The following is a 13009-nucleotide window of genomic DNA, read 5'->3' on the forward strand; positions in this document are numbered from 1 at the left end:
TTCATGTCATTATTTGATTTTAAGATAGCTGAACTACATAACAAATTACATAAAAAAGAAATATCGGTTTCGGATTTAGTCAGTGAATCATATAAACGCATTCATGAGGTGGATGACAAAGTAAAGGCGTTCATTACCCTTGATGAAGAACGCGCAACAGCATATGCTAAGCAATTAGATGAGGCGGTGGGAACGAAAGATCAATATGGCCTCTTATTTGGTATGCCGATTGGAATTAAAGATAATATCGTGACAAAAAACTTACGTACAACATGTGCAAGTCGAATTTTAGAAAACTTCAACCCCATTTATGATGCAACAGTTGTGCAAAAGTTAACAAGCGCCGAAGCTGTAACGATTGGAAAGCTTAATATGGATGAATTTGCGATGGGTTCCTCCACTGAAAATTCAGCATTTGCTGATACAAGAAACCCTTGGAATTTAAATACTGTACCAGGAGGATCAAGTGGTGGTTCGGCTGCTGCGGTTGCTGCAGGAGAAGTCCCATTTTCACTAGGCTCTGATACAGGTGGGTCGATTCGGCAGCCAGCTTCTTATTGTGGTGTCGTTGGCTTAAAACCAACTTATGGCCGTGTTTCTCGCTTTGGATTAGTGGCATTTGCTTCATCATTAGATCAAATTGGTCCAATCACAAATACAGTCGAAGACAATGCGTATTTATTACAAGCGATTTCTGGGGTCGACAAAATGGACGGAACTTCAGCTAATGTTGATGTCCCAGACTTTTTATCATCTTTAACAGGAGATGTAAAAGGCTTAAAAATTGCAGTGCCAAAAGAGTACTTAATGGAAGGTGTGCAAGCAGAGGTAAAGCAATCGGTTCTTGATGCCCTTAAAGTGTTAGAAGGGCTTGGAGCAACATGGGAAGAAGTATCTCTTCCTCACTCTAAATATGCCCTTGCGACTTATTATTTACTATCTTCTTCTGAAGCATCAGCTAATCTTTCACGCTTTGATGGTGTTCGCTACGGATATCGTTCAGACAACGCAGATAATCTCATTGATATGTACAAAAATACGAGAGCAGAAGGCTTTGGTGAAGAGGTTAAACGTCGAATTATGCTTGGAACGTTTGCATTAAGTTCAGGCTATTATGATGCGTATTATAAAAAAGCACAAAAAGTACGGACGTTAATTAAAGAAGATTTTGAAAATGTGTTTGAAAAATATGATGTCATCATCGGACCAACAGCACCAACTCCTGCATTTAAAGTTGGAGAAAACATCGATGACCCAATGACAATGTATGCCAATGATATTTTAACGATTCCAGTAAACCTAGCTGGTGTACCTGGTATATCAGTGCCGTGCGGATTTTCAAATGGACTTCCACTAGGATTACAAATCATCGGAAAGCATTTTGATGAAAGCACTGTCTATCGTGTTGCTCACGCATATGAACAAGCAACAGATTACCATAAACAAAAACCACAATTGTAAAGGGGTGAAACGAAAATGAAATATGAAACGGTCATTGGTCTTGAAGTCCATGTCGAGTTAAAAACAGAATCAAAAATTTTCTCTGCAAGTCCGAACCATTTCGGGGACTCACCAAATTCAAATACGTCTGTTATAGATTTAGGTTACCCAGGTGTGTTACCTGTTTTAAATAAAGCAGCTGTAGAATTTGCGATGAAAGCTGCGATGGCGTTAAATTGTGAAGTAGCGACAGAAACGAAGTTCGACCGAAAGAATTATTTTTACCCGGATAATCCTAAGGCATATCAAATTTCGCAATTTGATAAACCGATTGGGGAACATGGGTGGATTGATATCGAAGTCAATGGAGAGAAAAAGCGAATCGGCATTACTCGCTTGCATTTAGAAGAAGATGCAGGGAAACTAACGCATACGAGTAATGGCTACTCATTAGTCGATTTTAACCGTCAAGGCACACCTTTAATTGAAATCGTATCCGAACCAGATATTCGAACACCTGAAGAAGCTTATGCTTACCTTGAGAAATTAAAGTCGATCATCCAATATACAGGTGTGTCTGATTGTAAGATGGAAGAAGGATCGTTACGTTGTGACGCTAATATTTCCTTACGTCCAGTCGGACAAAAAGAATTTGGAACGAAAACGGAATTGAAAAATTTAAACTCGTTTAACTTTGTAAGAAAAGGGTTAGAGTTTGAAGAAATTCGCCAAGAAAAAGTTTTACTAGCTGGTGGCGTGATTGATCAAGAAACACGTCGTTTTGATGAAGCGAAAAACGAAACGATTTTAATGCGGGTTAAAGAAGGATCGGATGATTATCGTTATTTTCCAGAGCCAGATTTAGTGGAATTATATATTGATGATGAATGGAAAGAACGGATTCGTGCCGAAATACCAGAGCTACCAGATAAACGAAAAGCGCGTTATGTGGAACAGCTAGGGTTGCCAGCATATGATGCTAACGTCTTAACATTAACGAAGGAAATGTCTGATTTCTTTGAAGCAACTGTAGGGGCTGGTGCTGATGCCAAACAAGCTTCAAACTGGTTAATGGGTGAAGTTTCTGCTTATCTAAATGCAAATGGGCAAGAAATTGGAGATGTTCCGCTAACACCAGAAAGCTTAGCTTCGTTAATTGGACTCATTGAAAAAGGAACGATCTCTTCGAAAATTGCAAAGCAAGTTTTTAAAGATTTAATTGAAAAAGGTGGAAATCCTGAGGATATCGTAAAAGAAAAAGGACTTGTTCAAATTTCAGATGAGGGGGAATTATTGAAAATAGTAACGGAAATTATCGATAACAACCAACAGTCTGTTGAAGACTTCAAAGCTGGAAAAGAAAAGGCGATTGGATTCCTCGTCGGACAAGTTATGAAGGCGACTAAAGGAAAAGCAAATCCACCAATGGTGAATAAATTGTTAATGGAAGAACTAAAGAAAAGATAAAGAATAGAAGTAGCCAAACAGGTCTGCTTCATAAGCTGTCGAGACAATCTCGACAGCTTCCTTATTTTTTGCGGACATAGGTTCCGCTATTTGAAGGTTTTCTACTGATTACACAATGGTAACGGACGCTGGTTCCGTTATTGTAAGAAATGGAGAGCACTAGAGTACTATTTTTGTGAAATAGCGGAACGTATGTCCGATAAGAAACGAAAAAAACGTGATTTTGCTAGAATAGCGGAACACATGTCCGTTATGGAAATATAAAAAGCCCCCTGGTGAAATTGTTCAAGGGGCTCTATTTCTTACTCTATTGCACTACAAATTTCAATATAATGGCCATCAGGGTCTGACACATAAGCAACAATTTGGCCCCATGGCTTTTCAATAGGTTCGACTAACACAGGTACCCCTTTTTCACGAAGAAATTCAATAGTAGCAGGTACATCATCTACAACAAATCCTAATTCAAATGTGTTAGAGGACATTCTTTCTTGAAAAGTAAAACCTGTCATTTCAGTAATGTCTTCTTTTATATTAATTGCAAGTATCGTATTTCCTGTGGAAAATTCAATGTAGGTCCCGTGTTCGCCACGAATCGGTAATTGGAGAAGATGATGATAAAACTGAACAGAACGTGTTGTATCGTCGACATATAAAATAATGTAATTCATTTTAATTTCCATCGAATACCTCCTTTTTTAATGTAAATATTCGGGTTTATTGGAAGAAAACCCTTTAAAATAGATCAGGTTATGCACGTCACTAGAAAACATTATTAAAAAAAGGTACAATGGACATGTTAAATGATGGAATAATTCTTTGAAAAAAGTAGGAGATAGTATGAGAGCTCGAGTAATATATAATCCTTCATCAGGAAGAGAACAAATGCGCAAACATTTGCCATATATATTAGAACGCTTAGAAAAGGTTGGTTATGAAGCTTCTGCTCACGCGACAACTGGAGATGGTTGCGCAACGAGAGCAGCAAAGCTGGCAAGTGAGCGTCGTTATGATCTCGTCGTTGCAGCTGGTGGTGACGGAACAATTAATGAAGTGGTCAATGGGTTGGCTGAACAACCATATCGTCCTAAATTAGGATTGCTTCCAGCAGGGACAACAAATGATTTTGCCAGAGCGTTATCGATCCCACGAGATATAATCGAAGCGTGTGACATTTTATGTGAAGGTCATACGATCCCTGTCGATATTGGAAGAGCGGAAAATCATTATTTCGTTAATATTGCAGCAGGCGGGACGTTGACAGAGCTAACGTATGAAGTGCCGAGCAAACATAAAACATTAATGGGGCAACTAGCCTATTATATGAAAGGTTTTGAAAAGCTACCGACTATTGCGCCAACCGCTGTTCGAATTGAGTATGATGGGAAGCTGTTTGAAGGCGAAATCATGATGTTTTTAATTTGTAACACTAATTCAGTTGGAGGTTTTGAGCGTTTAGCTCCGAAAGCGCTGTTGAACGACGGGATGTTTGATTTATTGCTAGTCAAAAAAACATCATTCCCAGAATTTATTCGAATTGCTAGTAGGGCATTACGTGGCGAACATATTAATGATGAAAAAGTGATGTATATTCAAGCAAGTCGAGTGAAAGTTGAAGTGGCGGGCGATATGCAGCTCAATCTTGACGGCGAATATGGTGGGATGCTTCCAGGTGAGTTTGTAAATTTATATCATCATTTTGATATGCTAGCACCAAAACCGAAAGACAAATAAAGTCAATTCGCTATTTTAAGCGGGGTGTCCAAACAATAAGTTTTTGGACACCCTTTTTTGTGTAATGGAAGCAAAATCTTACGGACATATAATCCTTTAACGTGGGAAAAAACAGCAGAATTAATAACGTAATGGACACCTATTCCGCTATTAGTGAAAAATGAAGACAAAAACCCCCGAAAAACATGGCAATAACGGAACGAATGTCCGATAAAATTCAAAAAGGCCCGATTTTACATTAAATAGCGGAACAGATGTCCGAATGAAAAAAGTTTTTCAAAAGAAGTGTAGGGTTTTCGCTACGAACGATCGTCTATTACTATAGCAAGACAGAAAGGAGGGAGAGCTTATTTTAGATGAAAGAATAATAGAGAAAGCGAAAGCGGGCAATAAGCAAGCGTTTCGACTTATTGTCACGACGTATCGAGACCATATTTTCAAAACGGTCTACAGTGTGTTGCGCAACCAAAAAGATGCAGAAGATGCGGCTCAAGAAGTGTTTCTAAAAGTCTATCATGCTCTCCCTCAATATCAAGGGAATGGCTTTAAAACATGGATGACAACAATTGCTGTTCGTTATGCAATTGATGTAAAGAGGAAATTAGCCAAAGTTGAGCACGAGGAAATCAACCAACAGGAAGTCGATGACAAAACATCGGTGGAAGAAGAAGTAATAACAAAAGAAAAAGTGGAGCTAATAAGACGGAGATTGCAAGATGTTCCTGTGAATTACCGAGATGTCCTTATTGATTTTTACATACATGAAAAAAGCTATAAGCAAATGGCGACTGAACACAATGTAGAAGTAAAAACGATTGAAACAAAATTATACCGAGCAAGGCATTGGGTTAAACGAAATTGGAAAGAGGAGGAATTTAAATGAGTCATTACAAGAAAAACATGTGGAACTTATATATTGAAAATAAACTCGACCGTAACCAACAAGAAGAACTCGAACTTCATTTATATTCGTGCCCTCAATGTTTAGACGACTATATGGACATGTTAGAGCATGTAACGCTACCAACGATAAAAGACCCTGAGCAATGGACAGAAGAAGTAATGGCACAACTTCCTCCTCAACAACTAACAAAACAGTCAAATAAAAAGAAACAATTATTACTCCATTATACAATTGCAGCTGCAGCGACAATGGTTTTAATGGTATCTGGTATCTTTCAAGGAGTCGTCAATACTGAAATGCAATATGATGTGTTATCAAACCAAGAACAACCATTTTCAGAAAAAATACTAGACAAAATTTCGATAGTACCTTTAAAGGAGGGTAAAGAATGAACAATAGAAGTAAAACACTTGCGTTTTTCCTTTCGGTTTTTCCAGGACTCGGGTTTTTATATTTGAACAAAACAGGAAGAGGTATTTTTTACGGGTTGACAACGATTTTGGCAGGACTTGGTGTTCTATTTATAACGTTTATATTTGGGGCAGATTTATACGGGTTTCTCCTTCTCATGTTTATTCCAGGATTTTTTTATGGGGTGAGTTTTATTGATATGATATTATTACTTCTTAAACCTGACCGTTCATCTGAAAGGGAGCATGAAATAGAAGAAGTAAAGCAAAGTGATGAGCGCTTTAAGACGATGTTATTATCGTTTATCCCAGGACTAGGGCATTTTCATATTGGCTTAATGAATCGTGGCTTACCGTTTCTTGTTGGTTTCTTCGGATTAATAACGATGATTTTATTTGTTGCATTTTTAACGAGACAAGATGGTTTCATTATTTTCCTTGGACTCGTACCGATTATTTGGATATTTAATGTATTTGATGTTATGTCACTATTAAAACGAAAAGAACAAGGTATAGAACTGAAGGACGTGACGATTTTCGAAGACTTTGAGAAAAATAGAGTCGAAGGGAAAAAGAGTAAAACGGTTGCGACATTATTAGCGGTGTTCCCTGGCTTAGGTCACTTGTATTTAGGGTTACAACGGAGAGGTCTTCAATTAATGGCTGCGTTTTTGTTTGCGATTTATATTATTGATGTGTTGCGGATTTCATTTTTCCTGTTTATTATTCCGCTTATTTGGTTTTATAGTATTTTTGATGCGATGCAAAAAAGTGCCGCCTATGATGAGGGACGACTAGAAGATAAACCAATTGTTTCTTATTTTGTAAACCATCAACGTTGGATTGGTATCGGACTATTATTATTAGGCTTATATTATTTTTTCGAACAAGTCCTTTTACCAGGTGTAGTTCCTATGCTAGATCAATATTTTAATACAAATATGGTCTATATGTATCGCAGTTATCTTCAAACAACAGTCGTATGCCTCTTATTAATTGGTGGCGGCATTAAACTACTAGCTGGAAGTAAGAAAAAGAAAGGGGTGGAACAAGGATGAGAACGTGGCGTGTCGGAACAATCTCAATGGGGGCTTCCCTTATCCTATTAGGAGTCTTATTATTTCTAGGTCAATGGCTTGATATATACTCGTTGTTTTTATCATGGTGGCCACTGTTATGTGTTGTGCTAGGGGTAGAAATTTTAGTCTATTTAGCATTAGCGAAGCGAGAAACGGCGTATATAAAATATGATTTGTTTAGTATTTTCTTTGTTGGCGTCTTAGGGACGGTGGCGTTATCGTTTATGCTCTTAAATGTATCTGGTATTTTACCTGAAGTTCAACGCATCCTTGCGACAGAAGAACGAACATTTGATTTGCCTGTTGTAAAAGAGCAAATACCTGAGCATATTGAAAGAATTGTCATAGATGCGAACTATCAATATATTATTGTAGAAGGAACAGATGAGAATGAATTATCGATGTTTGGGACATATCGTGCTCAAATTGTAAAAGAAGATCCTGAGCCGTTAGTTAAACGGTCGGATTATGTGGCTTTGCATGAAAGTGGAGATACATTGTATATAACCGTAAAGCAGCCTCCAAGATCCTCAGGAATTATAGATACGTATGTGAGCATGTCATCTTTTCTCATCGTGCCCCGAGAAATCGAAATTGATATTCGTAACGGCGAACATAGTGTTGAAGTGGAAGAAGAGTTGGTTTCGTAAATAATAACAAAGACTGTGAGTCGGTGGACTCCCAGTCTTTGTTTCGTTTTTCAAAAGATAAAAGAGCGAAGGCTGCGCACTTCGCTTGAAACGAAAAGACGCTCCTGCATTTTTTTATAAAACAGAAGAACATCCCTTCTGATTTTACTATATAACAGATTTGAATATGGGAGCTTATACTACAATAAAACATATATACTATTTGCTAAAATCTTCTTTGTTTGGAATATGTATCTGTTTTACTTCGATAAAGTGAATGAGTGATACAGATTGATGAAAATGTGAAAATTCAACGAACAATGACCAAAATAACCGCTTTTGGGCCCTTAAGTGTGATAAAGATCACACTTGCAAAATCAGGAACATGTTACGTTTAATTCATAGAAAAAAGTCTTTTGTTCATCATTGAGCAAACAATACTTTATAAATATTTGTTTCAAATAAGGAGGCAAATTCAAATGAATCAATGGAATGGTTTTAAAGAAGGTAGTTGGAAAAAAGGTGTCGATGTTCGTGACTTTATTATTCAAAATTACACTCCGTATACTGGGGATGCAGCATTTTTACAAGGACCAACAGAAAATACAAATGAATTGTGGAAGCAAGTCATGCAGTTATCGAAAGAAGAGAGAAACCGTGGTGGCATGTATGATATGGATACAAAAATCGTATCTACGATTATTTCACACGGAGCAGGATATCTTAATCAAGAGTTAGAGCAAATCGTAGGTGTGCAAACAGATGAACCATTTAAACGCTCATTGCAACCATTTGGTGGAGTTCGAATGGCAAAAGCAGCGTGTGAATCATACGGATATGAATTAGATGAAGAAGTGGAACACATTTTTACAGCTTATCGTAAAACGCATAATGAAGGCGTATTTGATGCGTATACACCTGAAATGAAATTAGCGAGAAAAGCAGGAATTATTACAGGGCTTCCAGATGCATATGGACGCGGTAGAATTATTGGTGACTATCGCCGAGTTGCTTTGTATGGTGTCGACTTCTTAATTAATGAAAAGAAAAAAGATTATGATTTAACTGGAAACGGCATGATGTCAGAAGAAATTATCCGTGAACGTGAAGAAATGGCAGAACAAATTAAAGCACTTAAAGAATTAAAGCAGCTTGCTAAGACGTATGGTTTTGATATTTCTGAGCCGGCCCAAACGGCACAAGAAGCATTTCAATGGCTCTACTTTGCTTATTTAGCAGCAATTAAAGAACAAAATGGAGCAGCGATGAGTTTAGGAAGGGTATCAACCTTTTTAGATATTTACATTGAACGCGACATAGCAGAAGGTAGATTAACAGAACAGGAAGCACAAGAGCTTGTTGACCATTTTGTGATGAAGCTCCGTATTGTGAAATTTGCAAGAACACCAGATTATAATGAATTATTCAGTGGTGACCCAACATGGGTAACAGAGTCCATTGGTGGTGTTTCACTTGACGGACGTCCACTTGTAACAAAAAATTCATTCCGATTCTTGCATACGTTAGATAATTTAGGACCATCGCCAGAGCCGAACTTAACGGTGTTATGGTCAAAACAGCTACCAGATAATTTTAAAAATTATTGCTCATATATGTCGATTAAAACAAGTTCGATTCAATATGAAAATGATGATATTATGCGGAAAGAATACGGTGACGATTATGGTATTGCGTGTTGCGTATCGGCAATGGCCATCGGAAAACAAATGCAATTCTTTGGCGCCAGAGCCAACTTAGCAAAAGCTTTGCTTTATGCGATTAATGGTGGGATTGATGAAAAACAAAAATTCCAAGTAGGTCCAGCATTTGCACCGATTACATCAGAGTATTTAGACTATGATGAAGTGGTGGAGAAGTTCGACCACGTGATGGAATGGTTAGCAGGATTGTATATTAATACGTTAAATGTTATCCACTATATGCATGATAAATACAGCTATGAGCGTATTGAAATGGCGCTACATGACCGTGAAGTCCTGCGAACAATGGCTACAGGGATTGCGGGCTTGTCTGTTGTTGCAGATTCACTTAGTGCAATTAAACATGCAAAGGTGAAAACAATCCGCGATGAAAATGGGTTAGTTGTCGATTACGAAATCGAAGGTGAGTATCCAGCGTACGGTAATAACGATGATCGAGTGGACCAAATTGCGGTTGACCTTGTCACAACGTTTATGAATAAGTTGAAAAAACATCCAACGTACCGTAATTCAAAAACGACGATGTCGATTTTAACGATTACATCGAATGTCGTATACGGAAAGAAAACAGGAAATACGCCAGATGGTAGAAGAGCGGGTGAACCGTTTGGGCCAGGAGCAAACCCACTTCACGGACGCGACAAAAAAGGTGCACTAGCATCATTAAGTTCAGTGTCTAAGCTGCCATATGAATCAGCATTAGATGGAATTTCTAACACATTCTCGATTGTTCCAAAAGCGTTAGGACGAGAAGAGGAAACAAGAATTACGAATTTAACGGGAATTTTAGATGGGTATGCGGAGAAAAAAGGGCATCATTTAAACATTAACGTCTTTAACCGAGAAACATTACTTGATGCGATGGAGCGCCCTGAAGAATACCCGCAATTAACGATTCGAGTTTCTGGATATGCAGTGAACTTTATTAAACTAACACGAGAACAACAGATTGATGTAATCAATCGAACATTCCACGAATCACTATAAAAACAATGAGGAATCTCTCCATCCCCCCCGGGGAGATTTCTCTCTTTCTTTTACTAGTGCTTCGAAACAAAAAGGATTTGATCGCGATGAAAATTCAAACAAAAATTCATTCAGTTGAATCATGTGGCACTGTAGATGGACCAGGATTACGCTATGTTATTTTTACACAAGGCTGTCTATTGCGATGTCAATATTGTCATAATCCAGATACGTGGGAAATTGGAACGGGCAATTCGATGACTGTCGAAGAATTAATGGCTGATATAAAAGACTATCTTCCGTTCATGAAAGCTTCATCTGGTGGAGTAACAGTCAGTGGTGGAGAACCATTACTACATGTGGACTTTTTAATTGAATTGTTTACACACTGTAAAAAGCTTGGCATTCATACGACCATTGATTCGTCAGGTGGCTGTTTTTCAAGAAAGCCAAATTTCATCCAATCATTTGAAAAGTTACTAGAAGTGACCGACTTAATTTTAGTAGATATTAAACATATTGATGATGAAAAGCATCGTAAATTAACAGGACTATCTAATGAACATATTCTTGACTTTGCAACGTATTTAGCAGAAAAGCATGTGCCGGTTTGGGTTCGTCATGTTCTAGTGCCAGGAATATCGGATGATAAACATGATTTGTTTCGGTTACGAGACTTTATTTCTACGTTAACGAACGTGGAAAAGGTAGAAGTACTTCCTTATCATAAATTAGGAATGTACAAATGGGAGTCATTAGGATTAGAGTATCAATTAAAAGATGTCGAGCCACCAACAGATGAAGTAGTAGAAGAAGCAACAAACATATTAAGAGGGATAATGGAACGGCAAACGTAAGCACAATCTAACGTTTGTCTTTTTCTTTTTTGTTCAAAACTATGCTAAGATGGAAAAAGAAATGAGCAGAAAAGGACGTTAAATAATGAGTAATAAACCAAACGCACCAGTCAAAAAAAACGATATTGTAGAAGTAACGATAGAAGACTTAACCCATGAAGGCGCAGGTGTTGCCAAAATCGATGGGTACGCTCTTTTTATTCCGAAAGCATTACCGGGCGAAAAGGTCAAAGTGAAAGTACTGAAAGTAAATAAAGGCTATGGCTTTGGGAAAGTCATGGAAACGATAGAACAAAGCAATGACCGGGTTGAGCCTATTTGCCCAATATACGACCAATGTGGTGGCTGTCAATTGCAGCACTTAAGCTATGAAGCTCAGCTAAGTCAAAAGCAAAAACAAGTAAAAGACGTGTTAGAACGGATCGGAAAACTAACAGATGTAAAAGTCCACCCTACAATAGGAATGGACAACCCATGGCGTTACCGAAATAAAGCACAAGTTCCTGTCGCGGACCGTGAAGGAGGTCTTGTTGCAGGTTTTTACCAACAACGCAGCCACGAAATTATTAATATGGACGAATGTTTCATCCAACACGAGGAAAATGATGAAGTCGTACAAACGGTTAAAACGATTTGCGAACAATATGGCGTACGTGGGTATAATGAACAAACTCATCGTGGGACTCTCCGCCATGTAGTAGCACGTTATGGACTGATGACAGGTGAGACAATGGTTGTCCTTATCACAAGAACAGCTGAACTCCCACATAAAGATGAAATCATCGAGCAAATTAAAGCAAAGCTACCGAAAGTAAAGTCGATTGTCCAAAATATAAACAGTAAAAAAACAAATGTTATTTTTGGAGACAAAACGGTCGTTTTATGGGGCGAAACGTACATTTATGACTTTATCGGCGATATTAAATTTGCGATTTCCGCGCGCTCGTTTTATCAAGTAAACCCTGAACAAACAAAAGTGCTTTATGACAAAGCGCTCGAATACGCAAACTTATCAGGCCATGAAACCGTCATTGATGCTTATTGTGGAATTGGAACAATTTCGCTTTTCCTTGCGCAAAAAGCAAAACATGTATACGGTGTAGAAATCGTCCCACAAGCAATTGATGATGCGAAACGAAATGCGAAACTAAACCATATTGAAAATGCAGATTTTGCTGTAGGAGAAGCTGAAAATGTCATCCCATGGTGGCATGCACAAGGGATCCGAGCAGACATTATCGTTGTGGATCCGCCTAGAAAAGGCTGTGATGAAAAGCTTCTGCAGACGATTATTCAAATGAAACCAAAGCGGGTCGTGTATGTATCCTGTAATCCTGCGACATTAGCAAGGGATTTACGGATATTAGAAGATGGTGGGTATGTGACAAAAGAAGTGCAGCCAGTGGATATGTTTCCGCATACGAATCATATAGAAAATGTTGCAGTACTTGAATTGAAAATGTGACCCACTAATTCTCTCTTCCGAAAAATAATAAACATTTCCGATTTTCGTTAAAAAGGAAGAGGGAAGTTTTCGTAAAAAATCAGGGCAATCCCTTGTGGGACTTGCCTTTTTACGTTTTCCCTTTCGGAAAACTTTATTTTAACTTGAGAAAAAGAGTGAAAAAATGAGTGAAAAGTGCGGAAAAAAACGCTTGTTTTTGAGTGAGAAATGAGTGGAAATCGGTGATTTTCGGAAAACTTTATTATGACAGCGAACGGTGGAATGCGGGTTTTGGGAAGGATTTTCGGAAGAGTTTATTTTAAATGCACAGAAATAGCTTGGTATCAATAGGTTTAGT

At 38.0% G+C, this 13009-nt stretch carries 11 protein-coding genes; 10 read left to right on the forward strand and 1 reads right to left on the reverse strand.

Features of this window, described 5'->3' with window-relative positions:
- Window positions 1–3: 3 nt before the first annotated feature.
- Window positions 4–1461, forward strand: a complete 1458-nt coding sequence (gene gatA / locus T323_RS0113980) for an Asp-tRNA(Asn)/Glu-tRNA(Gln) amidotransferase subunit GatA (RefSeq protein ID WP_026673851.1) — start codon at window positions 4–6, stop codon at window positions 1459–1461.
- Window positions 1462–1476: 15 nt separating this feature from the next.
- Window positions 1477–2907: an Asp-tRNA(Asn)/Glu-tRNA(Gln) amidotransferase subunit GatB gene (gene gatB, locus T323_RS0113985; RefSeq protein WP_026673852.1), complete on the forward strand. Its 1431-nt coding sequence runs from the start codon at window positions 1477–1479 to the stop codon at window positions 2905–2907.
- A gap of 302 nt (window positions 2908–3209) precedes the next feature.
- Here gatB and T323_RS0113990 read toward each other — a convergent pair whose 3' ends face one another.
- A complete protein-coding gene (locus tag T323_RS0113990; RefSeq protein ID WP_026673853.1) occupies window positions 3210–3590 on the reverse strand; it encodes a VOC family protein in 381 nt (126 codons plus the stop codon).
- Between the two features lie 157 nt (window positions 3591–3747).
- Between T323_RS0113990 and T323_RS0113995 the strand changes: the two genes are divergently transcribed.
- The 8 genes from T323_RS0113995 (at window position 3748) to rlmD (ending at window position 12672) form a co-directional block, all read left to right on the forward strand.
- On the forward strand, window positions 3748–4641 hold the full coding sequence (locus T323_RS0113995; RefSeq protein WP_035178757.1) for a diacylglycerol kinase: 894 nt from the start codon (window positions 3748–3750) through the stop codon (window positions 4639–4641).
- 409 nt (window positions 4642–5050) lie between these two features.
- Window positions 5051–5524 carry a sigma-70 family RNA polymerase sigma factor gene (locus T323_RS0114000; protein ID WP_026673855.1) on the forward strand — a complete coding sequence of 158 codons (474 nt, stop codon included), beginning with the start codon at window positions 5051–5053 and terminating at the stop codon, window positions 5522–5524.
- Window positions 5521–5937 (forward strand): anti-sigma factor family protein, encoded by a 417-nt coding sequence (locus T323_RS0114005; RefSeq protein ID WP_026673856.1) that lies wholly within the window; start codon window positions 5521–5523, stop codon window positions 5935–5937. The genes T323_RS0114000 and T323_RS0114005 overlap by 4 nt, the downstream gene beginning before the upstream one ends.
- Complete coding sequence (locus tag T323_RS0114010; protein WP_026673857.1) at window positions 5934–7013, forward strand: hypothetical protein; 1080 nt, start codon at window positions 5934–5936, stop codon at window positions 7011–7013. The genes T323_RS0114005 and T323_RS0114010 overlap by 4 nt, the downstream gene beginning before the upstream one ends.
- Window positions 7010–7684 (forward strand): hypothetical protein, encoded by a 675-nt coding sequence (locus T323_RS26760; protein ID WP_035178766.1) that lies wholly within the window; start codon window positions 7010–7012, stop codon window positions 7682–7684. Before T323_RS0114010 ends, T323_RS26760 begins: the two co-directional genes overlap by 4 nt.
- 458 nt (window positions 7685–8142) lie before the next feature.
- Window positions 8143–10371, forward strand: coding sequence for a formate C-acetyltransferase (gene pflB, locus T323_RS0114020; protein ID WP_026673858.1), 2229 nt, complete (start codon window positions 8143–8145; stop codon window positions 10369–10371).
- Between the two features lie 86 nt (window positions 10372–10457).
- Window positions 10458–11207 carry a pyruvate formate-lyase-activating protein gene (gene pflA / locus T323_RS0114025; RefSeq protein WP_026673859.1) on the forward strand — a complete coding sequence of 250 codons (750 nt, stop codon included), beginning with the start codon at window positions 10458–10460 and terminating at the stop codon, window positions 11205–11207.
- Window positions 11208–11292: 85 nt separating this feature from the next.
- Entirely contained in the window at window positions 11293–12672 is a 1380-nt protein-coding gene (rlmD, locus tag T323_RS0114030; RefSeq protein ID WP_026673860.1) for a 23S rRNA (uracil(1939)-C(5))-methyltransferase RlmD, read from the forward strand.
- Window positions 12673–13009 lie beyond the last annotated feature (337 nt).

Origin of the sequence: Alkalihalobacillus bogoriensis ATCC BAA-922 (genome assembly GCF_000621445.1) — a bacterium.
In the GTDB taxonomy this organism is placed as follows: domain Bacteria; phylum Bacillota; class Bacilli; order Bacillales; family Bacillaceae_F; genus Bacillus_AO; species Bacillus_AO bogoriense.

Bases quoted from the DNA above. Each gene is read 5' to 3' on its own strand.
- T323_RS0114010 (WP_026673857.1), top strand. From the start codon at position 5,934: ATGAACAATAGAAGTAAAACACTTGCGTTTTTCCTTTCGGTTTTTCCA.
- T323_RS0113990 (WP_026673853.1), bottom strand. From the start codon at position 3,590: ATGGAAATTAAAATGAATTACATTATTTTATATGTCGACGATACAACA.
- T323_RS0114005 (WP_026673856.1), top strand. From the start codon at position 5,521: ATGAGTCATTACAAGAAAAACATGTGGAACTTATATATTGAAAATAAA.
- T323_RS0113995 (WP_035178757.1), top strand. From the start codon at position 3,748: ATGAGAGCTCGAGTAATATATAATCCTTCATCAGGAAGAGAACAAATG.
- rlmD (WP_026673860.1), top strand. From the start codon at position 11,293: ATGAGTAATAAACCAAACGCACCAGTCAAAAAAAACGATATTGTAGAA.
- pflA (WP_026673859.1), top strand. From the start codon at position 10,458: ATGAAAATTCAAACAAAAATTCATTCAGTTGAATCATGTGGCACTGTA.
- T323_RS26760 (WP_035178766.1), top strand. From the start codon at position 7,010: ATGAGAACGTGGCGTGTCGGAACAATCTCAATGGGGGCTTCCCTTATC.
- pflB (WP_026673858.1), top strand. From the start codon at position 8,143: ATGAATCAATGGAATGGTTTTAAAGAAGGTAGTTGGAAAAAAGGTGTC.
- gatB (WP_026673852.1), top strand. From the start codon at position 1,477: ATGAAATATGAAACGGTCATTGGTCTTGAAGTCCATGTCGAGTTAAAA.
- gatA (WP_026673851.1), top strand. From the start codon at position 4: ATGTCATTATTTGATTTTAAGATAGCTGAACTACATAACAAATTACAT.